The organism is Nostoc punctiforme PCC 73102 (assembly GCF_000020025.1).
Taxonomy (GTDB): domain Bacteria; phylum Cyanobacteriota; class Cyanobacteriia; order Cyanobacteriales; family Nostocaceae; genus Nostoc; species Nostoc punctiforme.
The window spans coordinates 7,301,234-7,327,945 of sequence record NC_010628.1 but is presented as its reverse complement, the minus strand read 5'-3'; the positions used below and the strand labels follow the sequence as shown (position 1 = coordinate 7,327,945).

Sequence of the window (26,712 nt, the reverse complement as noted above, 5' to 3'; positions counted from 1 at the left end):
TCGCGGTCTTCTCCCAAAGGAAAGGCGCTAGCCTCTCCCTTTGGAAGAAGACCGCGCTAACTCACTACAAACTTTAATTTATTTACGCCTAACTACTTATTGAAAAGCCCTCGAAGCAAAGTGAGGGACTTTCAATCAGTAGCTAAATATTTAAAACAACTAGAATTGCTAATCAAAATAATTAAATATTAGATGTAAGGCATCACCTATCTTTACATCAATTCTATGGTGAGTATGGGTCTATTTATTGAGTAAGCTGATCCATTCTAAATCCACAGCAAAGCTACCCAAGTTTTTATACCGACAATTCCATCAGCTTGCAATTTCTTAGATGTTTGGAAACTAACAATTGCATTCTTAACTGACTCAGAAAACTTCCCATCAATGGCATCAGTATATAATCCAATATCTTTTAATTGCTGTTGTAATTGTTTGACCCTTAGCCCAGAATCTCCTAGCTGTAAACCATTAAATCTATTCAAATCGGCTCGACCACTAACACCAGCGACACCAGAGATATCACCTTCATATTGATGGATTAGGTATTGTCCCTGCCAAGCGCCAGGAATACTTGGGTTCTGGGTTCCGTAGTGGGCAATCCATAAGGGATAACTCGCAAAATCAGATGGATTGCCAAGTTCTGTCCAGAAACTGGGGAAGGTATAAATAATTGGTTTAATTGCTTTTTTTGTTTGTTGGAAAAAGGCTTTTTCCACCTCTGCTAACCACAGTTTAGCTGCACTAATTACAGCTTGACTATTTACTTTGTCAGTTACCTCTACATCCAGAACTGGTGGTAAGTCTCCTGGTTCTAATTTCCCCAACGTTTTTAAGAATTCCTGCGCTTGCTGAACTGGGTCAGATGTATGGGGATGAAAGAAATGATAAGCACCCCGAATAATACCAACCGTTTTCATAGTCTGCCAATGATGAACAAAAGCAGAGTCTTTAATGCTAACTCCTTCTGTGGCTTTGACAAACGCGAAGGTTTTACCAGAGTTTTTTACAGCCGTCCAATCTACTCTGCCGTCTTGATCGGCAACATCAATTCCTAGCATAAAATCCTTAACCTTTTTGAACAGTACAATACTGGACTTATCAGAGGCTCTAATCAAATTTATGCTATTTTTATATTTTTTAGTAAATTACATAAATTTACAAGACTGCTCGTACTGGTGTCACTCTGACTTTGCCTGTACAAGGCTTGATTTCTTCTGTGACGGTAAGGTGTTGGTAAGCGTTCGGAGGCGTGATTTCAATCTTATTAGAAATTGGGCAGTTTTCTTGGGGCGAACTAATGTGATTGTATGCTATTTGAAATGAGGCTTGTTTTCCAGGAGCTAGAGTTACTTGTTGTCGAGGTTGCTGACTCGAAAAGTAAGTGTCTTTGGAGCGAATAACTTTAATCCCCTGCAAAGGTCGATCTTTTGCATCCAGTAGTGCCAATCCCGGATAACCGTAGAGGGTGCAAGGGGATGAGGCGTTATTGGTGAAGGCATAGGTGACGGCAACATTCCCAACGCCAGCATCTTCGGAGACTCGGCGCACCGATAATTGGCTAGTTTCACAGCGCGTCAGATTCGTAGCAATAGTGGGTTGAGGGGTAGAATTTTCTGTAGTTTTTGCAGTCGGTGTAGGTGTCGAGGTCAACACAGTTGCTTTCGTCGGCTGTTCAGTGATTGCTGGTAAGGCTTGTGGCTGTTTTGTAACAGAGGGAGAACTGACACAGCCTGTTGTCACCGCAGTCAGAAGCAACAACATACTGCTTTCCATAATTAGAATTCGCATATCTCTTTTTTGTAGTGAACTACTTACACTGATGCTTTACATATAGTGTAAGTTTCCCATTTCACAAGGGATTGCTTTGTTGGAGGTTTGGTCTTAACATCCCCTTTCTTGGCGAACTTCTCCGTTCTACAAGCTAAGTATTTAACCTAATTAAATATTATCTGTTGCTTCAATCAAAGCACTACGAATTCCTGGTTCACTCATCGAATGCCCAGCATCAGAAACCACTATAAATTCTGCTTCTGGCCAAGCTCGATGTAATTCCCAAGCTGATATCATTGGGCAGACTACATCATAGCGCCCCTGAACAATTACAGCCGGAATATGGCGGATACGGTCTACATTTAAGAGTAATTGATCTTCTGTTTCAAGAAAGCCCTTATTCATAAAGTAATGGCATTCAATACGTGCGAAAGCTGAAGCAAATTCGCTCTCGCCAAACTTTTGCATGAGTTCTGGGTCTAAAAAAAGTCTACTTGTACTAGCTTCCCAAATTGACCAAGCACGCGCCGCTGCTAATTGAATTTCTAAATCGGGACTGGTCAAGCGTTTGTAATATGCTGCGATCATATCATCACGTTCTGCGATCGCAATTGGTTCGACATAAGCTTCCCAAGCATCAGGAAAAATATAGCTAGCACCCTCTTGGTAAAACCATCGCAACTCTTTTTGCCTCAGCATAAAAATACCACGGAGAATTAATGCCGTGCAGCAAGAAGGATGGGTTTGGCTATAGGCCAATGATAAAGTGCTACCCCAGCTACCACCGAAAACCGCCCACTTTTCTATCTCTAAATGTTGGCGCAGTTTTTCGATATCACTGACTAAATCCCAAGTGGTGTTTTCTCGTAATTCAGCATGGGGCTTACTTTGACCACAACCACGCTGGTCAAACATCACTATCCGCCATTTTTCTGGGTGGAAATATTGCCGATAAAAAGGTGGACACCCACCACCAGGCCCACCATGCAGCAAAATCATGGGTTGACCTTGGGGATTTCCTGACTCTTCAAAATGAATGGTATGTAGGTCGGAAACCTGTAAACTACCTTCTCGGTAAGGCTCGATCGCTGGGTAAAGTTCTCGCATTTTAGAAATTTTATCAGTAATGTTGTCATAAACCGCAGAGTCACAGAGAAGCCAGTGCGCTCTTGCGGTTCCCCGACTTGTACCCCTACGGGAAAGCAACTGGCGCAGCGCTGAGAAAAATTAAGATATTTTACGAGTCACCTTGAAAGGGCTACTCCTAAAAATATCTTGATTCGCTCAGGAGCTTTGATTATTCTCAATCCAAAATCCAAATTTATTATGAGAGGTCGCAAGTAAATGCCGTGGTTTGTCAAAATTGAAGAAGGGAAAGTAGATAAACCTACCTTTGACCAATATGTGCCTGCCCACAAAGCCTACATCCAGGATTTGATTGCTAAAGGACACAAAGCACGAACAGGCTATTGGGCAGAACAAAGAGGCGGAATGTTGCTGTTTGAAGCAGCCTCTAAGGAGGAAGCAGAGGCAATTGTCGCTGATGACCCGTTGGTAAAACACGGCTGCGTCAACTATCAACTTTACGAATGGCGAATTGTTATGGAATAACACACACTTACTGGTTTTTCATGTTATGCTTTTAGAAGACCTGGATCTATGCGATTGCAACACCCAAATCTTGTCAGAACCGGAAGGTAGCAGCAACACGGGAGGCTTGTAATAGGCGTAGTCTCCGGGTCGCCCTATTTTTAGGAGCGGTCAGCAACAATGGCTGGTTTTGGAGATATTGTTCAAAAAGCTTTTTACCTCGGTGTTGGATTAGCTTCTTACGCAGGTGAGAAAGCAGGGGGGAAATTAGCCCAAGTGCGATCGCAAGTCCAAAAACTGGCAGATGAAATGGTGGCAAAGGGCGAAATGAACACAGAAGAAGCCCGCCGCTTCGTTGAGGAAATGATGAAGCAAGCCCAACAAGCCCAACCGTCTGCTGAAACCTCCGAAAAAACACCTCCTTCGGAACCTCGCCGCATTGAAATTTTAGAGGAAGATGAAGAACCAACGGTGAAAGAGGGAGTAAGTGATGAGAATGTGGATAAATTGCGTCAAGAAGTGCTAAACCTGCAAAACGAGTTAAAACGATTGCAAAGAGATCAATAAAAAGTATTTTTTACTCGATATAAGTAGTAATTAAGTGGCACTTTGACATGGCACTTCATATAGAAACTTGATAAGATACATTGCCTAGTGTGTATTCTAGTGCTCCCATCCAGATAACATAAAGCGTCCTGTTTATAGCCTGCAAAGGTGTCAAGTTTATGGAACAGTGGCAAAAGGATTTAGCAGAAATCGTTGAAACAGTGGCTGATGAAGTAGAGCGTTTCTTCCTGGGAATGAGTGAAATGGTTGACGCTTTTTTTGAGCTAACGGAAGAAATTACTGAGCAAGTCCCTAATATTGTTACTGAAGTCGACCAGTATTTACAGGATTTAGCTGAACCAATGTTGGAGGCTTACTGGGAACTGGAAGACATGGTAGCAGATGTAGATTCGGGTTTTCCTTATTCAGTTGAACCTACGGCTGAAAAAAATCCTGCCTGCATTGGTTGTACTCATTACCACGGTCAAGTTTATAGTGGTAATTTGTTAGTTTGTGCCATGCATCCCCACGGTTGTGAAGATGAGAATTGTCCAGACTGGGAGAAGGAAGAGTATTAAGGGGAGTGGGAGTCATTCAATTTTAGATTTGGAATATTGAATTTTGGATTGGATTTTGGATTGGAGGAGACATCTAAAATCAAAAATCCAAAATTGGCAGAGTTAGGAGTTAAAAAGCTACAAAATTAATAAAAGGACGTAAAAATAAGTAAAATAATCAATGACAAATAACAAATGACAACTGACAAATTACCTGAAAGTGTGTCTCAGACAACCCAAGAAATGAAGTATGGTGAACGCGATATTGCGGAAGGTAAATTAATTACCTTTCCAAATCCGCGTGTGGGGAGACGATATGACATTAATATTACTTTGCCGGAATTTACTTGTAAATGTCCGTTTTCCGGCTATCCTGACTTTGCGACAATTTACGTTACATATATACCTGATGAACGGGTAGTAGAATTGAAGGCGCTTAAACTTTACATTAACAGTTACCGCGATCGCTATATTTCCCACGAAGAATCTGCCAACCAAATTTTGGATGACTTTGTGGCTGCTTGTGACCCGTTAGAAGCCACTGTGAAAGCAGATTTTACGCCTCGTGGCAATGTACATACTGTGGTTGAAGTGCGTCATCACAAGTACCCATCATAAAAACTTTGGGTGTTGCGGAATAGAATAATGAATCTGGATGTAGAGACGTTGAAATGCAACGTCTCTACAAGGAATTTGAGATTACGCAACTCATGGAGTCTCTTGCAAAAGTCTCATGAGCGTGGGACAAGTAGGTAAGAGCTTTATTGGCCTACGAAAAGGTAAAGAACCCCAAACCGGAAGAATTCAAACGCTTGTGTGGCGTGCATATTGTCCTTTATCAGTCCTGCCTGTTTGAGTGAGTCCGACTAAATAATCTTGTTCCCAGTTTTTACTAACCTTTGTACCGTTTGCAACGATACACCTAGTTTCTCTGCTGCTTCTTGCAACTTTTGTCCATAAGTTTTGTGATCGCAGGGATTTTCGCCATAACAAGCTCCACATAACCGAATGGGTTCATACTGCATTCCCATCCCAGCAAGTGGAAGCATTTGAGCTAGCCTGTATCTACTTCTACCACAGATGCGACCGCTTCCAATTCTTGGTAACTAGAGAGAGGGTTAAAATAAGTCCTATATTAAGTTTGCAGGAACATCAATTTTTCGTGGGATGAGAGTAAAGTGAGCTTTAAAGGAGTATTTATGTCACAGTTAGAGCAAGCACTGCCAGACACCTTTGTAACCAAAAGCTTAGAAACTCCTCCCAATATTTTCGACCAGGTTGAGGCTCTAGCTAAAGACTTTGCCACCCGTGCAGGCGCACACGATAAAGAGGGTTCCTTTCCCTTCGAGAATTTTACAGCTTTGCATGAGGCAAAATTACTCAGCCTCACCATTCCCCGTGAATTAGGTGGTGAGGGTTTAGGGCTATCAACTATCTGCCGAGTCATTGAAGGGATAGCGCGTGGCGATGCTTCAACCGCGCTAGTACTGACGATGCACTATCTTCAACATGCCAATGCGGCCCGTAGCCGTCGCTGGCATCCAGAAGTATATAAACGGTTGTGTCGTGAATCCATTGAAGGTATTGCCCTGATCAATGCGGCCCGTGTTGAACCAGAGTTAGGAACGCCAGCTAGAGGCGGATTACCTGCCACAATTGCCGAACATACAACAGAGGGTTGGCGTTTAACAGGCCACAAGCAATACACTACGGGTAGTCCCATCCTCAGTTACTTTGTTGTTTGGGCACGGACAACTGAAGATGAACCGCAAGTTGGCAATTTTTTGGTTCCGCGCGATTTGCCCGGTTTGCAAATTGTCGAAACCTGGGATCACTTGGGGATGAGAGCTACAGGTAGCCACGATTTGATTTTGGAGAATGTATTAATTCCCTTAGAGTACGCCCTGAATCTCAGTCCCATATCTGCTGCACCATCACTTGATCCACTGATTTCCACTTGGGGCAGTTTGACAGTGAGTGCTTTATATCTCGGTGTGGCTACCAGTGCGCGAGACTGGCTGGTTAAATATCTTTGGGAGCGATCGCCTTCTAATCTCAAAGAACCACTGGCAACTCTGCCACGCTTCCAAACTGCCGTGGGTGAAATAGAAGTACTGCTATTTGCTAACAATAGATTAATTTATAGTTTGGCTGAAGATATCGATCGGGGCGAGTACGATCCTAACGTAGGATTACAGGCACAAGCTGTTAAATACCTTACTACAACTAACTCGATTCGTGCTGTGGAGATTGCCTTAGAACTAACTGGTAATCCTGGTATGTTAAAAAGGAATCCTTTAGAGCGACACTACCGTGACGTTCTGTGCAGCCGTATCCATACACCACAAAATGACGTTATTTGTCAGTCATTAGGTAAGTCGGCACTGAAAGTCAAGTAATGGTGAAGTGGAGAAGGGGTCAAGGAGGGGATTATTCAACAAGTCTCTCCTTTGTCTCGCCCCTCTTCCTTTAACAGTTACTCAAAAGCCAGGGCTTTTTTTATATGTTGTATTACTAAGGCACGAACTGAATGACACCCCATTGTCCATTGGTCAACCAAGAATGGTCAGATTTTGCTACTTTCTCAACAACCTCAGATTTTAAACCTACTGCTACTTCCGACTTCAGGGTGCGTAATGCTACTATTGGTGCAGGAAAATAGCAGACTATATCTGCAAAGCTAGTAGTAATATCCCAATGGCGATCGCCTAATAACCGACGATAATTTGCATCTCCTTTGACTATAATTAAACTGGCATTAGTTAACTCATTATTGAGGGAGTTGGGTATTTCCCAAAATGCTAAAGGTGATGTCCAAAAGTAATCTTCAGACAACACTAAATGCCTTGATGCAATATGCTCCTCCAACCTTTGAGCAAAAGATGTTACTTGTTCATGACTAGTAGCGGCTAAAAAACTTGTTGTCTCATGTACATCCTTAATCATGGCATCAGAAACGAAAGTAGGATGGGGTTTCAGGTGCAGGTAAACTTGATTAACTAAGTTGCTACTTAATAATAAATCTACTAAGCATAAGTCACAGACAAGTTCAAAACCAGCATTGTCTAAAACAAAATCAATGCGATCTCCTTGAGAAAGAGTTAATAATTCATTAATTTGGAAGGCATCATTTACTAAGATATGAGCTAGTTGATTTTGAATATCAAAACGGCTCCGGTCGTCCTCAAATGCTGACCATAAACTCAAGTCAACTCGATTTCCCCACAAAGCAAAATATAAGAGTGCAATTAAAGCTCTATAGTTTGATGGAACATCAACTTCAGAATCTTCCAACCATTTATTCAGCTGAGTACATAGAAGAATAGTCGAGTCAAGAGACGCTTCTAAACCCTGAGATTTTTGCAATTGAAATGGATCGATAGGTTGCCATATACTAGAGCGGAAGTAATCAGTAATTTCTAGAATTAACCGATAAAAATAAGTTTCTGCAAAAAACCAGGGAACGTCTATCCAACGCTGATCCTTGTAAGCTTCTAGATATTTATTCCAAGCGGGAAAATCTGCAACAGTATCATTCAACAGAGGTTGTAAATATCCTGTCGGCAGTTCTGTAGCAAGCCTTTCTAATCTTGTATTAATTTCTGGTGAAAAATTATTTTCAACGATAACTCGACGGGCAATTGCAGGCATTCTTTGAGTGACTGTGAACTCAGCAAAAGAACCGACTTCTGAACCTAAAAGTGATGCTGGCAGTGGTAATTTCGGAACTTTATATGAATTGACCATAAATTTTTCTTGTCCTCGTAATTTATGGATAAATCATAATTCATCACTTTTTACTTTTCAGGTTTGGTGATATTGTTTTTCCCAAAAACCCGCCGTTGACTTATCTTAACAATTGCAACTAAAACTTTTTGCCATTGCCTACAACACACAGCAATGTGTCATTGCTAGCTCAGAGTTCGGGCATTATTAAGTTTAGGTTTCAAAGGTATATTTAAAAACTAAACTACGCAGGAATAATTAAAGCAATTAGTGAACGCTTATCAAGTGATTGAACTTTACCTACAGACTTCAGATCGGTTACAACCCGGTCTAATAGTTCTCCAGCTTGCTCACGATATTGATGTTCTCGACCTCGTAAACGAACAGCAAACTTTACTGAATCACCTTTACCCAACCAGCTAATTGCTTGATCAATGCGTAACTTGTAATCAGCTACACCTATATTTAAACCGAACCGAACTTCCTTCACTACTGGCCTAGCACTCTGTGCCTGACGCTTTTTCTTTTGATACTGAAGCTTGCCATAATTCAGAATCTTTGCAACTGGAACGTCTTTTCCTTCAGACACTAAAACTAGGTCTAACTCTAGGCTTTCGGCTAGCTCTAACGCTTCATTGGTATTGGTCAAACCACGATTGTTATTCTCATGGTCAATCAAGAAAACTTGGGGTGACTTGATTTGCGAGTTAATTAGCTGTTTTTGAATTGCGATAACCTTTGCCTCCCATGTATTCCAAATCTATAGAGTGTCAGTCATGCCGACTGTTGACAGCTTTATTATATAAATCTATCGTAACGCAATCCTTTGCTCCTTTTTATTTACAGAACCTACACAGCATGGAGCGCTTCTATTAGACATCTCCTATATGCTTTGGCATTGGCTGATTATATAGTCACCTTTTAAGAGGAACTTGTGTGAAGCTGTAAGAGAATGAGGAATTAAACTTTCTTCTACTTAATCAGTTCTAACTTACATAATTGTAAATATGCCTTCAATTTCCTACAACCGCACCAATAGCCAACAGCCACAAAGCATTACCATTCAAGGTTATATTGTCCGCCCCGGATTACACATTCTCACTTACGAGCAACTCAAGTTGCTACGAGAGCAAACACAGCATCATTCTCAGCTTGAACATTTAGTCAGCCAAGGTGTGATTAAGTTGACTGGCTAATAGTCGTCGCTGCGATCGCTTTTGGTGCATCTTGACAGATGATTTCTACCATTTGCTGGCAAAAGTTGAGGAGTAACGCAGCGCCTCCACGACACTTAATTTTCCCTGTTGAGCAAAGATTTTAGCCATTGAGCCAGGTTTATAGATGGCTTTGCCAATCGGATAGAGGTTCACTTCTTCCGATTGCACCTTTAATTCCAAATCGGGAATTTGCAGAAAAGTCACCCGAGGATCGCGCGATTGCAATTCCGCTCCAAAGCTGCTTGGGGATTTATGTGTCCGGGATATGGTGGGCAAATAATGCCAAAGTGAGTCATTGCATTTGAGAATTTCGATTTTCCCTAACTCGAAATTAAGCGGACTAATACCAATTTCTAAAATTCGGCAACCAATTCAAACTCCATAACCTACATTCTGTAAGACTTTCATAATTACGTACTTGCTTCTTGTGCCTTGGTGAGTATTGCGAATTACGAATTGGTTACTGAATTGTTGAATACTCTCTGCTTATATACAGATGGAAGTTGCCACCAAGGTACATGGGGATACTCATGATGTTCTTCATGATAACCAAAGTGGTAGCAAGCGATAAATGACAAAAAAGTTGGCAATTTTATTGTTTGGCTGCAATGGGGATAAACATATCCTTTCTTGGGTTCTCGATGAGGCAAAAATGTTCCGAAATAAAACAGTTGAATGGAACTTAAAATTGGAGGAATACTCCAAAATAAGATGAGATTTATTTGATGGATGTGCAAAACGTATTTAGCTAAATTAAATAGGATAGTTAGTACTATTAACTGTTGCCAACTGGAGTATTCTATCATGAAATGGAGATACCAGAAAATAGCGTTTGTTCTCTTACCATCATGAAAATCTGGGTCAACTTCGCTAGCAGGATGACGATGATGTAAGCAATGATTCTTTAACATCTGTTGATATGGAAACACAGCGTAAAGCGCTACAGCTAGTGAACCGATAAAATTATTAATTTTGGGATTTTTACGATAAACTGACCCATGCATAGCATCATGTGCAGTAATAAATAGCCCTGTATAAAGGAACATTTGCCAAACTATTGCAATAGGTATCAACCAAATTGGGACTTTGGCATAATTAATAGCTAGTAAAAAAGCCAAACTAGCTACCCAAAGACTAATAATTACTATGACAATCACCAGCCCCCAAACAGTATCTTCTTTAGCACTTAATTGCTCTATTGCAACATAATAGCTAACTGGTTTATCACAAAAATTCAAAACGATACCTCTTTTTTTTAATCTAGGATTAGAAAATCAATTAGATATTAGCTATCATTCTCGTGGCAGCAAAGCTACTTTAATTAATATCTATTTTTATGTTATTATTTTATCTATGTCTATTTTGTCTGGTTTCTATCTTTAGGTGCAAAAGCAAGATACACTCTTTCTAACCTTAAGATAAATACAGTAATAAAGTAAGGTAAATCAGCTAACAATTTATATTTGACAAACCTAAATTATGTGTAAAAAATTTATAAATAGGTAATGTAGACTACAAAATATTGACAAATCCAACTTAATCATGCCGTCTCTGATGCCATTGCCCGACTAACATCGGATGTAATCAATTCAACTACTTCCTGAGTCGCAGTTTCACTGCCATAGTATTAGTATTTACGCCAACCGCACCATGTTGTCCTAGCAGTTTGGCGGTTGCTGCACCAATGCCGCGACTTGCCTCTGCGATCAAAACAACGTTCGCGTAGCACGTCCTAGCCTCCATTGCCCTGTTCCTTCAGGGCAGGGGGCGGGTTCTTTTTGGAACCCGCCGAGGCCATACGGACGATCGTGCAGCAACTAGTAGTCTGCCAACCCAAAAATGCTGGGCGAGGGCTGGGTAAAGGGTAAGGAATTTAAACCCTTTCCCCCTTCCCCCTTACCCCGCCAAGTTCACTTGGCGAACTACTAGCTAGTATTTGAGGTTTGTTATGGCTTTAATCCCTCCTTTGTCACCTTGGCGAGAGAAAAATATTATTTATCCTGATACTCAGACATCATCGGCAATTGAGCGATAGTTAGCTTAACGCCTGCCAAACCCAGATAAAATAGAGCATTCTGAAGAATCAGTTCCGGCATAATATCTGTTGAATTTGCTGGAAATCTTCGAAATTGTCTAGGCTTAAACTCAAACACCAACAGTGACGCGATCGCTGATTTCCATTTTCAGAACTTCTTCAATGCGTTGAATTGTTGCCCAAGACAGTTGCTTACCCGATGCACTAACGTTTTCTTGTACCTGTGCTGGTTTGCTTGCACCGATGATGACGCTACTAATTTCGGGATTGCGTAAGCACCAGGTAAGCGCCAATTGGCTCAGGCTCAAACCTTCTTCCTCGGCGATGGGCAACAGTCGCTGCACCTTGAGCAACTCCTGCTGATCCAGTTTCCCATTGTTTAAAAATATATTTTGTTTCGGGTCACTTGCGCGTGAACCTTGGGGTAAGGATTGACCGGGTTTGTATTTACCAGTCAGCAGCCCTTGCGCTAAGGGCGAGTAATTGATTATGCCAATCCCTTCTCGACGGCACAGGGGTAACACTTCTTTTTCGATCGTGCGATCGAGCATGTTGTAGCGAGGTTGATCGGATGCGATCGGCGCAAGATTTGCTAACCGGGTCAGGTCGGTTGCATGGGCGAGTTGTCCGGCACTCCATTCAGAAACCCCGTAATAAAGAATTTTCCCCTGTTTCACCAGCTGATCAAATGCCATCAAAGTTTCAGCCAGGGGTACGGTCTGGTCATAACGATGTGCCTGGTAGAGGTCGATGTAGTCCAGCCCCAATCGCTTCAGACTGGCATCACATTGCTCCAAAATATGTTTGCGTGATAGTCCGCGATCGTTAGGACCATTGCCCATTGGGAAATAAACTTTAGTTGCCAGAATATATGATTCACGCGGGTACTGCCGCAGCACCTTACCCACAATTTTTTCAGCTTCTCCCCCAGCATAGACATTTGCCGTGTCAAAAAAATTGATTCCCAAATTATATGCTTGCTCAATACATTGGCGGGCGATGTCTTCTGACGTTGCGCCACCATAGGTAAGCCATGATCCTAAACAAATTTCTGAGACACGAATGCCGTGTTTACCTAACTGCCGATATTCCATTAGTCATCTCCTTTTTGCGAAACCTTCATTGACTCCCTTCTGCTGTCAAAACCAATGCTAAAATTCGCACTTCAAACAGGATGCAATCGAGCGATCGCACCCTGATTAATTCTTTAAACCCACTTTAGAAAACGTTGATGGCTAGATTCTCTTTCATCAGGAAGAGAATCTAGCCATCAATAGGTGTACTTGTAATAAAAACTCTTGTAGCCAAACTTGGCGATCGCTCGATTGCATAGGGCACGAGTTATTTCCCAGCCTCACTTGGTAGAAAAACATCGTCTAAATTTTGTAATGCCAACTTTAAAATTATTCGTTTTTTGCGTAAAGCACGAAACTTAAGGTGAATAGTATTATGTAACGGTATTTACTATACATAAACTGGGGACAACAATAAAAGTCTCCTATTATATGATTTATTTATATCAAAAACTGCTATAGGCCAAAGTTAGAACAGTTTTCTATCTTACGATAGAAGCCAGATTCACAACTGCACTCAATAGTTAATCGTCAGAGGTATTTGGTTAATAGCTGAATTTTAAAAAAGATTGATTTTGTCTATTTTAGGTGGGAAATCCGCGAATAAATATGAAATCTATCTGAATACTTAATACTAAAATATAGGTGTTTAAATCAAGAAAAGGTAATAAGTTAATTTAATTTGGGTTAGCACCTTAAACACAACTTAATCTTATACTGGGAAAATAGTAGTAAAGAATTATTCTAGGATGAATAAATTGTTGACCGTACAGCAGCATTCAAGACTAGGCAAAGAAGTTCTACGAGATTGTAATCTTGCATCTATAACAGACCAACAAGTTGAGGAATTGAAGCAATCTCTTTGGGAACACGGGGTTATTGTTGTCAGAAAGCAAAAACTGACGGCATCCCAGTTGAAAGACTTTGCCATCAAGACATTTGGTGACTCAACCATAGGTCGTCGCCCCAAGCCTCTAGATCCCGAAATCGCTCCAGACTTACAAAGTCCTGGAGTCTCCATTTTAGGTAATCCCAAGGGGCTTTCTGGTGAGGTGGCCGGCAAAATTGCTTGGCAATGGCATCATGATAAAGACCATCTCCCTAAAACAGAGGGACTGGATATGAATGCCCTCTATGTCGTGATGCTTTATGGTGTGTCCATCCCGGAGGAAGGAACGGATGGACAACCCCACACCACTGAATTTCTCGATATGGTGGAAGCCTACCATAATCTCGATCCCCAACATCGGCAGCAATTAGAGCTACTGTCGATGTATCACCTGTCACCTATCTCCCCACAGCCAGGGGTAGAGATTCCTCGGAAATTACATCCAATTGTCTCAACTCACAAAGTAACTGGGCGCTATTGTTTATATCTGGGTTCAGACACTTCGATTCTCAAGGGGTTAGAAAACCAACCAGAAGTTGCCAAACAGTATTGGCAAGAATTGTTTGAGGATATTCTGGACTGTACGCCAGTTTATGCCCATATTTGGCAACCTGGAGATATTGTATTTTGGGATAACTCCCAAGTTATGCATACAGGTATGCCCTACAATGCAAACAAATATAAGCGGATTGCTCTCCGTGTTGGTGTTATGGCGAATAGCTGAAGTTGAAGACAATTGCGAGGTTTGGCGGGGTCAACAAAAGAATGCTAGCCGTGAATTAGTTCCGGTATTGTTGTCAGAAATTATATTGTTCTTTTCCTTGATATAAAAAAAGGTTAAGCATAATTGCCAGGTTGAATATTTAGACTTGAAGAAGAATACAGAATTCAGAATTCAGCAATCTTGACGCGACGCTCGTTCCTCTCTACGAGACGCTGCGCGTAGCTCGCTTCACCGTAGGAGTACGCGAACGCGACGCTATCGCAGACTCGCTTGCCGCTGGCGCTATCCGCTTTTTCGTACAGAATACCTTTCCTGTATTCTGACTCCTGACTCCTGAATTCTGTTTTGATAAAAAAGCCAATTATTTGTGAAATCATAACTAGTCACGGAAGCAGCTTTTAAATTGGTATAAGCTAAATTTTATGAGCAATCAGCTAGTTGAACCGTGATATTCATGGCAAAGTCCTCTAATAGACTCCGCTCTAAAGCTAGACCAGTCAGAAGCCCAATTATCTCAAAATTAATCAGGGCTGCTACGCCTAAAGGAATGTCAACGATTCTGCTAGGCAAGATGGCACTTAAAATCGCGATCGCATCAGCCATCTCTTTGATTATTGCTCAGGGGTTGCAGTGGGAATATCCGTTCTATGCAGTCATAGCAGCAATCATTGTAATGTCATCTACCCACGGCAGTACACTCAAGCTAGGTATTCAGCGATTAATTGGGACAACTATTGGTGCTATAGCTGGAGCAATATTTGCGATCGCATTGGGTAGCAATTCGTTGTCACTAGCACTGTGTGTTTTCGTGACCATCTTTTTTGCTTCCTACTGGAAATTCAATGAAGCAGCTAAACTAGCGGGGTATATTGCAGCGATCGTAATTTTAAGCCACAGCCAGTCTCCTTGGATCTATGCTTGGCATAGATATTTGGAAACCTTTTTGGGTATTAGTGTAGCCTTATTGGTGAACAACTTTATTTTTCCGGCTCGCGCTGGCACAGAACTGAGGCGTTACCTATCTCAAACGCTGATTTATTTAGAGGAATTTTACAGGTTAGTCGTAGACTGCGCGTTTACAGGTAACTACGATCGCCCTCGAATAGACGTATTGAAACTAAATATTATTAATTCATTGGTAGCAGAAAGAGATTTATGGCAGGAAGTCAGAAAAGGGCAAACAAACGAACCAATAGAAAAGCGGATGAATGAAGCTTGGGAGTTCCTGATTCGGAGAATTTGGGAACATATCTTAACTATGGAACATACCGTACTTGCTAGACAGCAAGATACTTTTTGGCAAATTTTCTCGCCCCAAATTACTCAACTGGCAATAGAAACTCAAAACGCAATGCTGGCTTTGGCGACAGCAGTTCAATCCCGCCAATCTCATCTAGCTTTGCCAGATATGGAAGTGGCGATCGCTAATGCAACGAAAGAATTGAACCGACTCAAAGAAATTCAGCAAGCAGATTATTCAATGGATGAATTACTGCGGTTTTTCACCTTCTTTTACACCATAGAAGAAGTAGGGAGAAAGCTGCAAAGAATGGCAGCTATACTAAATCAGACTAATTCTTAATTAACTTATAACTGGTGGAATACTTCTCGCTTTGTGCATTTTTAATTCGGAATCGGGTTTGGGTAAAGGGTAAGGGTTAAAGGTTTTTTCTTTCCCTTTCCCCTTTTCCCCTTAACCGAGAAGTATTGATAACTGGTGGGTGTGCCAAAAAATTTCTAAGTGTTTTGTGGCTAGCCCTAGAGAGGCCAGTGTACTTTTTTGGCACTGCTGTGCATTAGGTAAATTTTGAAGAATTTTCTTACTGGCGATAAAAGTACTATCGCTCGCTTCAACTCTTATTTTTTTATAAATAAATTTTGTTAATTAAAGTTTACATTTTTAAATAATAATCTCTACCAATAGATGGATAGAAACATCATATTACTAGGCTAATAATTACATACAATCCTAACAGTGTATTCCTTTTGACAAAGTTCTTGTCTAACGTCTATTCACTTGACTGTTATTAAGAACTGAGATCCTGCGTAAAGGCTACAGTCAACGAAAGAAAACTCTGTTGTCTGTCAAAACTCAAAACATGGCATTGATATCCAATTACTCATAAATCAACAATTGGTTGTTGAGTAAAAATCAGCTGCTATATTGCTTGCGGACAAGGGACTTTTCGTATATCTAGTTGGCAAGGAAAGCTCTTCAAAAAAACTTTACTATAGACACGACTTTCATTATGACCGAGCAAATAATTCGTGAAGTACCTGCACCTAATCCTTTAGCGGGCCCGGAAGAAAGTGTACTTTATATACCTGCACTTGGTGAGCCAATTCTTCGTGTAAACAATATTCAAGGCAATATTCTCGGAGGATTTAATAAAGACTACCAAACCCTCCTTTTCCTAGAAATTGAAAATTCAAATGCCTTTAAAGAGTGGCTCAAAACTCAGATTAAATTTATTGCCACTGCCTCAGAAGTGATTGCCTTCAACCGTATATTTAAGTCTGCAAGAGAACGACGAGGGCGCGAAGGTACTGTCAAAGCAACCTGGGTGAACATAGCCTTTTCTTTTCAGGGGCTAAAAAAACTCACCCAGGATGCCAACAATTTTACAGATGAAGCATTTAAAGCTGGGTTGGCAGCACGCGCGGCTGAACTCAACGATCCTGTCGATAGCGAAGGCAAGCCTACAGGCTGGGTTGTAGGTGGGCCAGATAATGGCAAAGTAGATGTAGTTTTGATCGTTGCTAGCGACGAGCATACAGATTTACTAGAAGAGGTTTCACGGATTTTAAAAAGCATCGTCATCTTCACAGATGAAAAAGGTCATGCTAAAAGTAGCGGGGCTAAAATCACATTTATTGAAGAAGGAGCTAATCTACCTCCGCCTCTTACTGGACATGAACACTTTGGCAATCTGGATGGAATTTCACAACCAGGTATTCGTGGCAGGGTTTCTGATAATCCCAAAGACTTACTCACTCCCCGGCAAGATCCAAAAAATCCAAACCAGGGCAAACCTGGACAGGATGTTCTCTGGCCAGGAGAGTTTGTTTTCGGTTATGAAGGGCAGAATGCGGATGCTCAACAATTGGAAAATAGCAGAGGTGCGATCACTTCAGCTGGTCCCAAATGGGCAGATGATGGCTCATACCTTGTGTTCCGTCGCTTACGTCAGGATGTGTTCAAGTTCCATAAGTTTTTGAATGATACTGCTGCTAATTTAAACGCTGACCCTAGAAAGGTAAGTGCGAAGTTAATCGGTCGTTGGCCTAGTGGCGCTCCCACCGTCCGCACACCAGAAGCAGATTCTCCAAACTTGGGGAATGATGACAATGCTAACAACGATTTTGAATTCAATGGTGATGACCCAGCCGTTAATGGATTCTTTAAAAATGATGTAGTTCCGCCCTCCAAAGATGCAACGGGTCTACGATGTCCATTTATTGCTCATACTCGCAAAACCTATCCACGCAACGATAAAACACCAGGAGGAGAAGGCCCAGGACCCAAAGAAATTGATCGCAGCGAAGTAACCACTCAAACACACCGTCTGCTGCGTCGTGGTATTCCTTATGGGCCAGTGTCTGCTTCAACTCCAGACGAACCGCTACAAGACCCGAACTTTGTTGACCGTGGTTTACACTTTTTGGCGTATCAAACCTCGATTGTAGATCAGTTTGAGTTCGTAACTAAATTCTGGTCTAATAATCCAGACTTCAGTACAGAAGCTGCTACTGATCATGAGTTTGAAGGTCAACTAACTCTTGGTCACGATCCAATTATTGGTCAAAATAAAGGACAAAATGGGGATCGCACACGCAAGTTCTTTATCCACCTTGAGGATAATAATTCTCAACCTTTAACTAAAGAGTTAACTGCTCCTGAAGACTGGGTAATTCCTACTGGTGGCGGCTACTTCTTCGCACCATCAATTTCTGCTTTAAAAAATGTATTGACATAAGCAGTTGAAGTAACAAGCTTGAGATGAAATATGGCTTGGCTAAGGGTGAAAGAGGAAATTTAAATCTTTTTCCTTTTGCCAAACCATCCTCTTAAGCGAAGAATGTTTATCCGAACATATTGTCTGTTATTACTAAATCTTAAAAAACTCCTAATTTTCGTTAAACTTCTTAGCAGTTAAAATCTATAGCAATCCGCTTTTATTTATGAAATTATTTGTGTAGGAGGCAAGAGGCAATAGGCGAGAAGCCTCTTTAAGTTGTACTGAATGTTTTCAAAAATCAAATATAAGTCCTATATAAGTACAGTTTTCCAAAAAAGTATCACCATAAACGAGCAAAACTTGCATAGAAGACATAAATATAGGTCAAAACCAAAAGTATATGGTGCTAGTTTTAGGAACAGTTTTTCACGATCGCTTGCTCTAATATTCAATTTAAAGATTACAGAGGAAGAATAACGCTTTCTGCTACCCCCTTAAGTGGTAAGGTTAAATATTTTTGTTCTGCTCCGGCTCGGTTGATGACACGCCCTAAGCCTCTGGACTTAATCGCGACAGTATCAAAGTCTTGTTTTTGCCCATTTTGAAGGTTTACAGTTGGTAGCACCAACGTTAACTCCAACTGACCTTGATCGAAGTTTGGCTCTAAGGTTACAGTAACTAGTAAACTCAGAGGGCTTTTTTGTTTCCTAATTGCCTTACCTCGAAAAGTAAATTCACCTTCTGGACCTTGATAAGTCAGTTGTGAAGCTCCTCGTGGCTCATCTACGCGTATTGGCCCTGGCGCTTGTGGAAAGAAGACAATTGAAGTGCGATCGCAAAATCAAGCAACCACATCCGATTTTACCTGTGCCTCATAAAACAACTTTGATTGTCGCAAAGCATGACCTTGTGCCCCTACGACGGATGTGGTTAAAATACATGAAAACTGTTGTAAAAAGAGTGAACCGACAGATATTAACTTGCATCAAGACTACCGCAAAGATGACCATCTCTGCGGTAGTTCTAAGTTAAAGACTATTAAAGTAAATCAAAAGCAGCCAGGTCTAGCTTAATTTGCTACCTTCAATTATCCCCAATTCTAGAAAATAGAGTTCTTAGACTTAGCTAACCCATCGCTTCCACGGCACTTAGCATGAAATTAATCCGCTGCTCAAACTCTAGATTTTTGATCAATGCGACAAATTCATCCGTTTCACCAGGAAGTTGATAGTCGGAGGGCACTTGAATTATGCTTCCATCTTCCATTCCTTGCGCCAGCAGAAACCAAACGTCTAATTTGGCATTGGGACTTAGACTATTATAGGTTTGGCTGATATTGTTAGCTGCACCATTAATAATGTCGCGTTGTGCTTTCAGTTGCTCTTCTTGAGACAAGTCCAAGAATTGGTCAAACACTGCTTTGGCAGGAGTTTCAACGCTTAGAGGAGGTGCTGGTTTTAGCTGCTCTTTAAGATCGAGATAACCGAACCAAAGTAAGGCTAGCTGAGTATCTACATCAAAGCGTTGAAAAGTTTCTAAAGCTGGTCTTGTTGCTTCATCAACTGTGTAAGTCATAAAAAACTCCAACTGAGTTAAGGGTGTTATAATTTCCTCAGTAAGTAACCGAGGAAATTTGCTTCCAGTACTTCATACAACTTAACTAACAAATGCAGATAGATAACCCCACTTAGGATAGGTATAAGACTTACCACATAAGACAGATATACATAACTCAAGTTGCTAGTTATAAAAATGCTTGCTTCGATATATAGAAAGCAAAGATAAATGTTAAAACTTTAAGTAAGGTCTGTGACTGTAAGCGATCGCTTGAAGAGGTTCCTGGCTATAATGCGAGCGCATGGTTGGAAAAAGAAAGCTAATATCCTAAGTTTCTATGAGCATAAATGCAGAGCCGCTGCTCGTCACATATCGCAGCCAACACCATCTATAACTGATTTAGTTAAGTATGTTTCTATTAATTAGACAGATACGATTGGTAAACCCAAAAACATATTTGTTTCGGTTGGAAGCTAGAAAAATTTTCTAGCTTTGTTGCGAGTGCTTCTTTTGGTGACGAGTCTCACTAATCAGATCCATAGGATAGAGTTCATAATAAGAATTCATCACTCAGAAGTTATAATTTAGAAAGAATTTAATATGATTGGTAAATTTTTTTATTGAAATTTTTGTTAATTTTCTAACTATTCAGACAGATGTATTCAAAATAGATGAATTTTTATAGTTAATATCTGAATAAATTATAGTAAAAGAATTATGAATCCTATTAATCAGGCTATTTTAGAATCCTTACGTGCTGGTGATAAAACTGCTGGAGAATTAAAGGACATATTTGATTGCAGTTATAGCGTCCTTGATAAAGCATTACAGGAGCTGATTGACACACACGAAATTGAAGCCGGATGGAGTAATGATAATTATCCAGCGAGGATTTATCGACTCAAGCGCCAGCAACAATCTGTTCCTTTTTGGAAAAATTAGTCATTTATTTTCATTTTGTTAACTGTATGTCTCGGCTGAATGGAAAAGTCGCCCTGATTACAGGCGGTACAAGTGGAATTGGTTTTGCAACTGCCCAACTTTTTGTGCAATCAGGGGCTAAAGTTGCGATGCGTGCGATCGCAGGTCAAAATCAAGAGCGACTGGAGCGGGCTTCTAAAACCCTCGGTACAGAGGTTTTGTCAATGCCGACATTGCTAAATTCAGTCCATTGCTTGATGAGGTCTAAAGAATTGATGGGCGAACCTATCAGTTAAATTAAGCCTTGGTGCAATTGAAAATATTGTAGAGTATAGAATTGTCCTAAGTATTTTCCTACGCAACTCACCCTATGACTACCGCACCCTTAAGCTGGGAAGAACTAGAAACCCTCACGGACTATCAAATAGATACCGTTAATGGTCTTACCAATGCTAAAGCCCGGTTGCGCTTGTTTGGTCAGCCAGAATCTGATGTGCGGGTAACGCTGTACCGCGATAACCACGCCTGGTGTCCTTACTGTCAAAAAGTTTGGTTATGGCTAGAGGAAAAACAGATCCCCTACCGCATCGAAAAAGTGACAATGTTCTGCTATGGGGAGAAAGAAAGTTGGTACAAACGTAAGGTACCGTCAGGAATGCTCCCTGCGATCGAGCTAGATGGACGGATTATTAAGGAAAGCGATGACATTTTGATCGCTTTGGAAAAGGTATTTGCTCCATTGAACCAAGGGATGGAAGACCGCATGGTGCTTCCTCTACGTCAATTAGAACGACTGTTATTCAGAGCCTGGTGCGTTTGGCTGTGTTCTAGAGCAGGTTCCTCTCAACAAGAACAACGCAACCGAGAACAATTTATCGAAATGGTGGCTAGGATCGAGGAGGCTCTGGGCCGCACCCCTAGCCCTTATTTTCTAGATAGCTTCGGCATCGTCGATGTCATTTTTACCCCATATCTCGAACGGATGAATGCGAGCCTTTACTACTACAAGGGCTACTCACTGCGGGAGGAAAACCCTCGTTTGAGCGCATGGTTTGCGGCAATGGAAAGCCGACCAACCTACTGCGGTACCCAGAGCGACTTTCACACCCACGCACATGATTTGCCGCCCCAGATGGGGGGCTGTTGGGAAAACGGCGAAACCCAGATGCTTCTCAATAAAGCGCGGGTGGATAATGGCCCCTGGTTTGGGCTACCAGATGTTGCTTATCCAGAACCCGAAAACTCCCGCATGGAAGCTCTTAAGCGAACCATCGAGCATCGCATCAATATTATCCGAGTCAACCCCTTAGATGATAAATTGTTTGACCAAGCGCTACGTTGTGCTTTAACACACATGATGACAGGTGAAGACTATGTACCTCCATCGGGAGCTGATGTCGCTCTCCGATATTTGCGCGATCGCATTAATGTACCGCGAGATATGTCCATCTATGCAGCCAAGCGATTGAGGGAATCCCTGGAAAAAACCGCAGCCCTTGCGGGTGATGGACAGCCAGACCCCATTCCCACTAAACATCGACGAGATCAAGACCCGTCTAACTTTGTCATCAAGTAGGATTCAGGCACCCATCCTCGCAGATCGCGCTCCTCTCTCAAAAATGAGCCAATGGTGAGTAACTTGTTAAAATTTTGATCGCGCCAACTTTTTCACCTCTGAGTATTGGGTGATGTTTTTCAAGAAGGCTGCAACGCTTTTAGCTGTGCCCGTAACTGGGCAATTTCTTGAGCCATATCCACAACCATTGCTGCGCCTACGAGATTTAGCCCCAAATCCTGACGTAAGCGTTGGATTTGAGCAATTCGCGCAATTTCTCGTGAGTGTAGCATTGAGCCTTTCGGTTCGATCAATCCGAGTTGTACAAATCGCTCAATTACAACCGTTGAAGTTTGGGTAATAGAGGCTGCATACTCAAATGTATAAAGGCGATCGCCTTCATGAGAAACAACTGTACTGGAAAGGCTAAACTCACTCATAACGTCACTCCTTCTAATGCAGTACGCGGGTTAAAGCTGCTATTGGCCTGAATCTTTTCATAGCAATCCCGCTCAATTTCGCTTAACTCTTTCGGAGACACGATCTGAAGTTTCACAATTAGGTCAGTTCGCCCGCCTTTTGGTTGCGTCCAGCCTTTTCCTCGTAGCCGCAGCGATTGACCGGAACGCACACCTTTAGGAACGCTCAATGTGACGCGGCCCTCTGGTGTTGGTACTTGAATTTGAGCGCCTAAGACTGCTTCATCTGGACGAATGGGAACTTCGCAAGTTAAATTGTCATCCGAAAATTGAAAAAACGGATGAGGAAGCAGCTCAATTGTGAGATACAAATCGCCTCGCTGTTGAGAAAAAGGGCTGGGGCGACCTTTGCCTTTAATGCGAATTCGACTACCCGGTTTAGCACCTGCGGGAATACGAACGTTGATAGTTTCATCATCCAACTGCAACCGCTTTTGAACGCCATGAAACGCTTCCGAGAAGGAGAGTGCGATCGCAGCTTCACTATCGGGTGCTGGTGCTTGGCTGCCAAATGAGCCAAAGTCATCAGGCTGCCTAGCCGAGGTACGGTAATAAGTCCGTCCTGCTCTTGTCCTGCCCCCTAAACCACCTAGCAAATCATTGATAAAGTCATCAAAGTTGCTATATTGGTCAAAATTCTCTGCATACGTGCTAGTTCCTCCAGGAGGAGTACCGCTAGCCTCCGCTTGCTTCCAGTACTGCCCAAAAGAGTCATATTTTTCGCGCTTTTCTGGGTTTGATAAAACTTCGTTGGCTTCATTGATGTCTTTGAATTTTTCCTCGGCTTCTGGATTGCCAGGATTCACGTCAGGATGATATTTGCGGGCAAGTTTGCGGTAAGCTCGCTTAATTTCGTCGGAAGTTGCAGTTTTGCTAACTCCCAAAATGTTGTAATAATCTTTGAAATCATTTGCAGTTGGCATGATTCGATACTTATAATCCGACTATTCTGCACTCGGAACATCTTTTGTCAGTGATAAGCCTCCTTCGTCGTTGACGTTAGTTCAAAAACTACGGTTTACCTTGCGCGTTTTAGCCAACAAAATCAGCATCAATCACATCGTCGTTTTGTCCGGTTGGCTGATTTGTGGGATTAGGATTGTTAGTAGCTGTGCTAGCTTGGGCGTAAACGGCGCTACCGATTTGCATGAGCGCTTGTTGAAGATTGGTAGTGAGCGATCGCATTTGCTCGTAGTTTTCTCGCTCAATTGCCGATCGCAACTCGTCAATCAATTGTTGCGCCCTACTTTTATCTGCTTGAGAAACTCGACCATTCAAGTCTTGCAGTTGTTTTTCTGCCTGATAAACCAGCGAGTCCGCATTATTTTTGGTGTCGATTTGCTCGCGGCGTTGGCGATCTTCTTGGGCATGAGTTTCTGCATCTCGTACCATGCGTTCCACATCGCGTTTATCCAGCGTCGAAGCGCCTGAGATTGTAATCGATTGTTCTTTACCAGTGGCGCGATCTTTAGCAGTTACCGATAGTAACCCATTTGCATCGAGGTCGAACGTCACTTCAATTTGAGGTACTCCACGCGGAGCCGGAGGAATGCCATCGAGCCGAAACGTACCTAAACTCTTATTGTCTGCCACAAGTTCCCGTTCTCCTTGCAGAACATGAATTTCGACATTCGACTGGCCATCAGCGGCGGTTGAAAACGTCTCGGATTTCTTCACCGGAATCGTCGTGTTGCGGGGAATAATTTTTGTCATTACCCCGCCCATTGTTTCCACCCCTAAAGAAAGCGGTGTTACATCTAGCAGCAGCACATCTTTCACTTCTCCCGCCAGTACTCCACCCTGAATTGCTGCACCCACAGCAACTACTTCATCCGGGTTCACTCCCTGATTTGGATCTTTGCCTGTGATGCGTTTGACGAGTTGTTGCACGGCGGGAATTCGGGTGGAACCGCCTACTAGAACAACTTCATCGAGATTGGCATTGTTCAGATTGGCATCGTTGAGAGCTTGCTCAACTGGAATGCGGCAGCGATCGAGCAAGTCAGCGCAGAGTTTCTCAAACTCCGCCCTAGTTAAAGTTATATCGAGGTGCTTTGGTCCCTCTTGAGTTGCCGTGATGAAGGGGAGATTAATCGTTGTTTGGGTAGCGCTAGAGAGTTCAATTTTGGCTTTTTCTGCGGCTTCAGTTAACCGTTGCAGGGCTTGCTTATCTTTGCGTAAATCAATACCTTCGTGGCGCTGAAAATCATTTGCAACATAATCGACAATCTTTTTATCAAAGTCATCGCCGCCTAAATGCGTATCCCCACTCGTGGCTTTGACTTCAAACACACCTTCTCCAACTTCTAGAATTGAAACGTCGAACGTGCCGCCTCCTAAGTCAAAGACTAAGATTGTTTCGTTGCCCTTTTTGTCTAAACCATAAGCAAGTGCCGCAGCCGTAGGTTCGTTAATGATGCGGAGTACTTCTAGCCCTGCAATTTTGCCTGCATCTTTGGTCGCTTGTCGTTGCGAATCATTGAAGTAAGCAGGCACAGTAATGACTGCTTGCGTAATGGGTTCTCCTAGATATTTGCTGGCATCATCTGTAAGTTTTCGCAAAACTTGAGCGGAAATTTCTTCAGGCGCGAATTGTTTTTTGAGCGCCGGACAATCGAGTTTGACGTTACCGTTGCGATCGCGAACGACTTTGTAAGAAACTTCACTCGCTTCGTGGGTGATTTCATCGTGTTTGCGTCCGATAAACCGTTTGACTGAGTAGAACGTATTCTCTGGATTCATTACCGCCTGTCGTCGAGCAATTTGACCAACCAAACGTTCGCCTGTTTTTGTATATGCAACTACAGAGGGAGTGATGCGTTGTCCTTCTGCATTCGCAATCACGAGTGGTTGTCCGCCTTCGATGACTGCAATACAAGAGTTAGTTGTCCCTAAATCAATTCCAACAACTTTTGCCATAACTTTCGATTCCTTTCATCAGATTTTGAGCTGCTGATTGTAGTTCTAAGAAACTTCAGTAGTATTAAAAGCTCAACTTGTAACTAATAGTTCTCCGACAGATTGTCTTGTTCTTCTTTAAGGAAACTATTCAGAAATTTTCTGTGCATCAACCGATAGAAAGACAAAAAAGTATCCAGCATATATAATTATTTCTGGCATTAATGTTGTGATTTATACATTCAATGATTTAAAGGAAAGAATTGAGAATTGAATTGGGTGCGATCGCTCGAAGTTTCTCAGTACCTTTCTCCCTGCTCTGGGTAATCTAGCCTCACCTGCACCGTCTGCACTCCCTCTTCCACTTTCACCTCTATTACCTATGGTTCGTGAGCGGAAACTGTGGGAGCGATCGCTAATCAAAGCAAAATACCTACCAGCGCAAAACTTACACCTATGGTTCCCCAAATTGATGCCGAGCCATTAATTGCACGGCTCAACAGTCAGCCGAAGGTAGTACTAATAGCTAGTTGATATTGTCCCCAAACTGTGAATTCATCAAATTCCATGATGCGATCGCTTATTCATCTGATGTTTCTTCAATCTCTATTTCCCAAGGTTCTCCTTTATTATCTGGTGGAAAAAGCTGAATTTTTGACTTGTTAGAAAATTGCTTCAACTGTTTGATGAACTGTGGAATAGCATCAACAATATGCAGATAGCTTTCTATGTCATAGCAGATAATGATTAACATCAGAGGACTAGCATTTATTTTGAAATACCAGTGACAATTTGATAGTAAAACTCGCATAAGTGTGGGGCAGGCTTGATAAAATCGCCTACACGTAGCTTCTTCTAGTTGCCTGTAAAATAACTCATTAAGTATAGTTGCTCCAGTTGGAGGCAGATCATCTGCGGGCAGAAGGGATTTATTCATAACACAAAATTAGGCATTGTGAATTGGAATTATTTTTTCTATTAATCACTGATAACTCAGGATTTACCAGCCTTAGCACAAATATTTTTGGAGTATTGTGTAGTAAAAAAGTCGGCGAAGCAATTTTTTGTCAAAAATTCCCTGAATCAGCACCTCTAGTCCAGTTGCGCCCTTGGTAGGAAAATCCTCACGATTGATTATGTGCCAGGGTAAAAACTCTTGCCAGTCCAAGGTTAATATACGGACTTATGCCTGATTTTGGTAAGCAATAATTAGGGC

30 protein-coding genes and 1 other RNA gene are annotated in these 26,712 nt (G+C 41.9%); 14 read left to right on the top strand and 17 right to left on the bottom strand.

Annotation, left to right across the window (positions count from 1 at the left end; translation table 11 throughout):
* Positions 1–266 precede the first annotated feature (266 nt).
* From NPUN_RS30020 to pip, 3 genes are all read right to left on the bottom strand, one after another.
* Positions 267–1,058, bottom strand: a complete 792-nt coding sequence (locus tag NPUN_RS30020; RefSeq protein WP_012412166.1) for a GH25 family lysozyme — start codon at positions 1,056–1,058, stop codon at positions 267–269.
* A 97-nt stretch (positions 1,059–1,155) separates the two neighbouring features.
* Positions 1,156–1,788 (bottom strand): DUF4232 domain-containing protein, encoded by a 633-nt coding sequence (locus tag NPUN_RS37955; RefSeq protein ID WP_012412165.1) that lies wholly within the window; start codon positions 1,786–1,788, stop codon positions 1,156–1,158.
* A gap of 150 nt (positions 1,789–1,938) precedes the next feature.
* On the bottom strand, positions 1,939–2,877 hold the full coding sequence (gene pip / locus NPUN_RS30010) for a prolyl aminopeptidase (RefSeq protein WP_012412164.1): 939 nt from the start codon (positions 2,875–2,877) through the stop codon (positions 1,939–1,941).
* 237 nt (positions 2,878–3,114) lie between these two features.
* Here pip and NPUN_RS30005 point away from each other — a divergent pair, with 237 nt between their 5' ends.
* From NPUN_RS30005 to queF, 5 genes are all read left to right on the top strand, one after another.
* The gene (locus NPUN_RS30005; protein WP_012412163.1) at positions 3,115–3,381 is read left to right on the top strand and encodes a YciI family protein; all 267 of its coding nucleotides are present in this window, start codon (positions 3,115–3,117) and stop codon (positions 3,379–3,381) included.
* A gap of 37 nt (positions 3,382–3,418) precedes the next feature.
* Positions 3,419–3,515: signal recognition particle sRNA small type (gene ffs / locus NPUN_RS38400), an RNA gene on the top strand.
* Positions 3,516–3,540: 25 nt separating this feature from the next.
* The gene (locus tag NPUN_RS30000) at positions 3,541–3,927 is read left to right on the top strand and encodes a phasin family protein (protein ID WP_012412162.1); all 387 of its coding nucleotides are present in this window, start codon (positions 3,541–3,543) and stop codon (positions 3,925–3,927) included.
* 158 nt (positions 3,928–4,085) lie between these two features.
* The gene (locus tag NPUN_RS29995) at positions 4,086–4,484 is read left to right on the top strand and encodes a hypothetical protein (RefSeq protein WP_012412161.1); all 399 of its coding nucleotides are present in this window, start codon (positions 4,086–4,088) and stop codon (positions 4,482–4,484) included.
* A gap of 174 nt (positions 4,485–4,658) precedes the next feature.
* Positions 4,659–5,081 carry a preQ(1) synthase gene (gene queF, locus NPUN_RS29990; RefSeq protein ID WP_012412160.1) on the top strand — a complete coding sequence of 141 codons (423 nt, stop codon included), beginning with the start codon at positions 4,659–4,661 and terminating at the stop codon, positions 5,079–5,081.
* A gap of 248 nt (positions 5,082–5,329) precedes the next feature.
* On the opposite strand, the gene NPUN_RS42585 is transcribed toward queF, so the two are convergent.
* On the bottom strand, positions 5,330–5,512 hold the full coding sequence (locus tag NPUN_RS42585; protein ID WP_041565714.1) for a helix-turn-helix domain-containing protein: 183 nt from the start codon (positions 5,510–5,512) through the stop codon (positions 5,330–5,332).
* Positions 5,513–5,662: 150 nt separating this feature from the next.
* Between NPUN_RS42585 and NPUN_RS29980 the strand changes: the two genes are divergently transcribed.
* Positions 5,663–6,862 carry an acyl-CoA dehydrogenase family protein gene (locus tag NPUN_RS29980; RefSeq protein WP_012412159.1) on the top strand — a complete coding sequence of 400 codons (1,200 nt, stop codon included), beginning with the start codon at positions 5,663–5,665 and terminating at the stop codon, positions 6,860–6,862.
* Positions 6,863–6,977: 115 nt separating this feature from the next.
* Here the strand turns inward: NPUN_RS29980 and NPUN_RS29975 are convergent, their stop codons facing one another.
* Positions 6,978–8,210 (bottom strand): damage-control phosphatase ARMT1 family protein, encoded by a 1,233-nt coding sequence (locus NPUN_RS29975; RefSeq protein ID WP_012412158.1) that lies wholly within the window; start codon positions 8,208–8,210, stop codon positions 6,978–6,980.
* A 223-nt stretch (positions 8,211–8,433) separates the two neighbouring features.
* The gene (gene infC / locus NPUN_RS29970) at positions 8,434–8,868 is read right to left on the bottom strand and encodes a translation initiation factor IF-3 (protein ID WP_012412157.1); all 435 of its coding nucleotides are present in this window, start codon (positions 8,866–8,868) and stop codon (positions 8,434–8,436) included.
* Between the two features lie 328 nt (positions 8,869–9,196).
* Between infC and NPUN_RS29965 the strand changes: the two genes are divergently transcribed.
* Positions 9,197–9,385: a hypothetical protein gene (locus NPUN_RS29965; RefSeq protein ID WP_012412156.1), complete on the top strand. Its 189-nt coding sequence runs from the start codon at positions 9,197–9,199 to the stop codon at positions 9,383–9,385.
* A gap of 45 nt (positions 9,386–9,430) precedes the next feature.
* Here the strand turns inward: NPUN_RS29965 and NPUN_RS43725 are convergent, their stop codons facing one another.
* The 4 genes from NPUN_RS43725 to NPUN_RS29950 form a co-directional block, all read right to left on the bottom strand.
* Positions 9,431–9,610: a hypothetical protein gene (locus NPUN_RS43725; RefSeq protein ID WP_234711004.1), complete on the bottom strand. Its 180-nt coding sequence runs from the start codon at positions 9,608–9,610 to the stop codon at positions 9,431–9,433.
* A 245-nt stretch (positions 9,611–9,855) separates the two neighbouring features.
* Complete coding sequence (crtW, locus tag NPUN_RS29955) at positions 9,856–10,644, bottom strand: beta-carotene ketolase CrtW (protein WP_012412154.1); 789 nt, start codon at positions 10,642–10,644, stop codon at positions 9,856–9,858.
* A 355-nt stretch (positions 10,645–10,999) separates the two neighbouring features.
* Positions 11,000–11,149: a hypothetical protein gene (locus tag NPUN_RS39570; protein WP_202947522.1), complete on the bottom strand. Its 150-nt coding sequence runs from the start codon at positions 11,147–11,149 to the stop codon at positions 11,000–11,002.
* 402 nt (positions 11,150–11,551) lie between these two features.
* Positions 11,552–12,535, bottom strand: coding sequence for an aldo/keto reductase family protein (locus NPUN_RS29950; protein ID WP_012412153.1), 984 nt, complete (start codon positions 12,533–12,535; stop codon positions 11,552–11,554).
* Between the two features lie 728 nt (positions 12,536–13,263).
* Here NPUN_RS29950 and NPUN_RS39565 point away from each other — a divergent pair.
* Positions 13,264–14,127: a TauD/TfdA dioxygenase family protein gene (locus NPUN_RS39565; RefSeq protein WP_012412152.1), complete on the top strand. Its 864-nt coding sequence runs from the start codon at positions 13,264–13,266 to the stop codon at positions 14,125–14,127.
* Positions 14,128–14,547: 420 nt separating this feature from the next.
* Here the strand turns inward: NPUN_RS39565 and NPUN_RS43720 are convergent, their stop codons facing one another.
* Positions 14,548–14,697 carry a hypothetical protein gene (locus NPUN_RS43720; protein ID WP_234711003.1) on the bottom strand — a complete coding sequence of 50 codons (150 nt, stop codon included), beginning with the start codon at positions 14,695–14,697 and terminating at the stop codon, positions 14,548–14,550.
* A 1-nt stretch (position 14,698) separates the two neighbouring features.
* On the opposite strand from NPUN_RS43720, the gene NPUN_RS29935 reads away from it, so the two are divergent.
* Positions 14,699–15,709 carry an FUSC family protein gene (locus tag NPUN_RS29935; RefSeq protein WP_234711002.1) on the top strand — a complete coding sequence of 337 codons (1,011 nt, stop codon included), beginning with the start codon at positions 14,699–14,701 and terminating at the stop codon, positions 15,707–15,709.
* A 667-nt stretch (positions 15,710–16,376) separates the two neighbouring features.
* Positions 16,377–18,104 (top strand): Dyp-type peroxidase, encoded by a 1,728-nt coding sequence (locus NPUN_RS29930; RefSeq protein ID WP_012412150.1) that lies wholly within the window; start codon positions 16,377–16,379, stop codon positions 18,102–18,104.
* Positions 18,105–18,546: 442 nt separating this feature from the next.
* On the opposite strand, the gene NPUN_RS42580 is transcribed toward NPUN_RS29930, so the two are convergent.
* On the bottom strand, positions 18,547–18,711 hold the full coding sequence (locus NPUN_RS42580; RefSeq protein ID WP_193372249.1) for a hypothetical protein: 165 nt from the start codon (positions 18,709–18,711) through the stop codon (positions 18,547–18,549).
* 182 nt (positions 18,712–18,893) lie between these two features.
* On the opposite strand from NPUN_RS42580, the gene NPUN_RS41105 reads away from it, so the two are divergent.
* Positions 18,894–19,118: a hypothetical protein gene (locus NPUN_RS41105; protein ID WP_167315679.1), complete on the top strand. Its 225-nt coding sequence runs from the start codon at positions 18,894–18,896 to the stop codon at positions 19,116–19,118.
* Positions 19,119–19,211: 93 nt separating this feature from the next.
* Here NPUN_RS41105 and NPUN_RS29925 read toward each other — a convergent pair whose 3' ends face one another.
* A complete protein-coding gene (locus NPUN_RS29925) occupies positions 19,212–19,661 on the bottom strand; it encodes an orange carotenoid protein N-terminal domain-containing protein (protein ID WP_012412149.1) in 450 nt (149 codons plus the stop codon).
* A 699-nt stretch (positions 19,662–20,360) separates the two neighbouring features.
* Between NPUN_RS29925 and NPUN_RS29920 the strand changes: the two genes are divergently transcribed.
* From NPUN_RS29920 to NPUN_RS29910, 3 genes are all read left to right on the top strand, one after another.
* Positions 20,361–20,585: a hypothetical protein gene (locus NPUN_RS29920; RefSeq protein WP_012412148.1), complete on the top strand. Its 225-nt coding sequence runs from the start codon at positions 20,361–20,363 to the stop codon at positions 20,583–20,585.
* A 26-nt stretch (positions 20,586–20,611) separates the two neighbouring features.
* Positions 20,612–20,860, top strand: coding sequence for an SDR family NAD(P)-dependent oxidoreductase (locus tag NPUN_RS29915; RefSeq protein ID WP_012412147.1), 249 nt, complete (start codon positions 20,612–20,614; stop codon positions 20,858–20,860).
* Between the two features lie 74 nt (positions 20,861–20,934).
* On the top strand, positions 20,935–22,140 hold the full coding sequence (locus NPUN_RS29910; RefSeq protein WP_012412146.1) for a glutathione S-transferase family protein: 1,206 nt from the start codon (positions 20,935–20,937) through the stop codon (positions 22,138–22,140).
* Positions 22,141–22,259: 119 nt separating this feature from the next.
* On the opposite strand, the gene NPUN_RS29905 is transcribed toward NPUN_RS29910, so the two are convergent.
* From NPUN_RS29905 to NPUN_RS29890, 4 genes are all read right to left on the bottom strand, one after another.
* On the bottom strand, positions 22,260–22,559 hold the full coding sequence (locus NPUN_RS29905; RefSeq protein WP_012412145.1) for a chaperone modulator CbpM: 300 nt from the start codon (positions 22,557–22,559) through the stop codon (positions 22,260–22,262).
* Positions 22,556–23,521, bottom strand: a complete 966-nt coding sequence (locus tag NPUN_RS29900; protein WP_012412144.1) for a DnaJ C-terminal domain-containing protein — start codon at positions 23,519–23,521, stop codon at positions 22,556–22,558. Before NPUN_RS29900 ends, NPUN_RS29905 begins: the two co-directional genes overlap by 4 nt.
* 109 nt (positions 23,522–23,630) lie before the next feature.
* Positions 23,631–25,517, bottom strand: coding sequence for a molecular chaperone DnaK (dnaK, locus tag NPUN_RS29895; protein ID WP_012412143.1), 1,887 nt, complete (start codon positions 25,515–25,517; stop codon positions 23,631–23,633).
* Between the two features lie 559 nt (positions 25,518–26,076).
* The gene (locus NPUN_RS29890) at positions 26,077–26,433 is read right to left on the bottom strand and encodes a hypothetical protein (RefSeq protein ID WP_012412142.1); all 357 of its coding nucleotides are present in this window, start codon (positions 26,431–26,433) and stop codon (positions 26,077–26,079) included.
* Positions 26,434–26,712 lie beyond the last annotated feature (279 nt).

Excerpts from the sequence above, each read along its gene's own strand:
- NPUN_RS29995 (WP_012412161.1), top strand. The coding sequence starts at position 4,086 with ATGGAACAGTGGCAAAAGGATTTAGCAGAAATCGTTGAAACAGTGGCT.
- dnaK (WP_012412143.1), bottom strand. The coding sequence starts at position 25,517 with ATGGCAAAAGTTGTTGGAATTGATTTAGGGACAACTAACTCTTGTATT.
- NPUN_RS30020 (WP_012412166.1), bottom strand. The coding sequence starts at position 1,058 with ATGCTAGGAATTGATGTTGCCGATCAAGACGGCAGAGTAGATTGGACG.
- NPUN_RS29900 (WP_012412144.1), bottom strand. The coding sequence starts at position 23,521 with ATGCCAACTGCAAATGATTTCAAAGATTATTACAACATTTTGGGAGTT.
- NPUN_RS29975 (WP_012412158.1), bottom strand. The coding sequence starts at position 8,210 with ATGGTCAATTCATATAAAGTTCCGAAATTACCACTGCCAGCATCACTT.
- NPUN_RS29965 (WP_012412156.1), top strand. The coding sequence starts at position 9,197 with ATGCCTTCAATTTCCTACAACCGCACCAATAGCCAACAGCCACAAAGC.
- NPUN_RS29890 (WP_012412142.1), bottom strand. The coding sequence starts at position 26,433 with ATGAATAAATCCCTTCTGCCCGCAGATGATCTGCCTCCAACTGGAGCA.
- NPUN_RS29950 (WP_012412153.1), bottom strand. The coding sequence starts at position 12,535 with ATGGAATATCGGCAGTTAGGTAAACACGGCATTCGTGTCTCAGAAATT.
- NPUN_RS29980 (WP_012412159.1), top strand. The coding sequence starts at position 5,663 with ATGTCACAGTTAGAGCAAGCACTGCCAGACACCTTTGTAACCAAAAGC.
- pip (WP_012412164.1), bottom strand. The coding sequence starts at position 2,877 with ATGCGAGAACTTTACCCAGCGATCGAGCCTTACCGAGAAGGTAGTTTA.
- NPUN_RS29915 (WP_012412147.1), top strand. The coding sequence starts at position 20,612 with ATGTCTCGGCTGAATGGAAAAGTCGCCCTGATTACAGGCGGTACAAGT.
- NPUN_RS29925 (WP_012412149.1), bottom strand. The coding sequence starts at position 19,661 with ATGACTTACACAGTTGATGAAGCAACAAGACCAGCTTTAGAAACTTTT.
- NPUN_RS29930 (WP_012412150.1), top strand. The coding sequence starts at position 16,377 with ATGACCGAGCAAATAATTCGTGAAGTACCTGCACCTAATCCTTTAGCG.
- NPUN_RS29905 (WP_012412145.1), bottom strand. The coding sequence starts at position 22,559 with ATGAGTGAGTTTAGCCTTTCCAGTACAGTTGTTTCTCATGAAGGCGAT.
- queF (WP_012412160.1), top strand. The coding sequence starts at position 4,659 with ATGACAACTGACAAATTACCTGAAAGTGTGTCTCAGACAACCCAAGAA.
- NPUN_RS39570 (WP_202947522.1), bottom strand. The coding sequence starts at position 11,149 with ATGGAGGCTAGGACGTGCTACGCGAACGTTGTTTTGATCGCAGAGGCA.
- NPUN_RS29935 (WP_234711002.1), top strand. The coding sequence starts at position 14,699 with ATGGCACTTAAAATCGCGATCGCATCAGCCATCTCTTTGATTATTGCT.
- NPUN_RS30000 (WP_012412162.1), top strand. The coding sequence starts at position 3,541 with ATGGCTGGTTTTGGAGATATTGTTCAAAAAGCTTTTTACCTCGGTGTT.
- NPUN_RS29910 (WP_012412146.1), top strand. The coding sequence starts at position 20,935 with ATGACTACCGCACCCTTAAGCTGGGAAGAACTAGAAACCCTCACGGAC.
- NPUN_RS37955 (WP_012412165.1), bottom strand. The coding sequence starts at position 1,788 with ATGCGAATTCTAATTATGGAAAGCAGTATGTTGTTGCTTCTGACTGCG.
- NPUN_RS29920 (WP_012412148.1), top strand. The coding sequence starts at position 20,361 with ATGAATCCTATTAATCAGGCTATTTTAGAATCCTTACGTGCTGGTGAT.
- NPUN_RS42585 (WP_041565714.1), bottom strand. The coding sequence starts at position 5,512 with ATGCTTCCACTTGCTGGGATGGGAATGCAGTATGAACCCATTCGGTTA.
- NPUN_RS30005 (WP_012412163.1), top strand. The coding sequence starts at position 3,115 with ATGCCGTGGTTTGTCAAAATTGAAGAAGGGAAAGTAGATAAACCTACC.
- NPUN_RS39565 (WP_012412152.1), top strand. The coding sequence starts at position 13,264 with ATGAATAAATTGTTGACCGTACAGCAGCATTCAAGACTAGGCAAAGAA.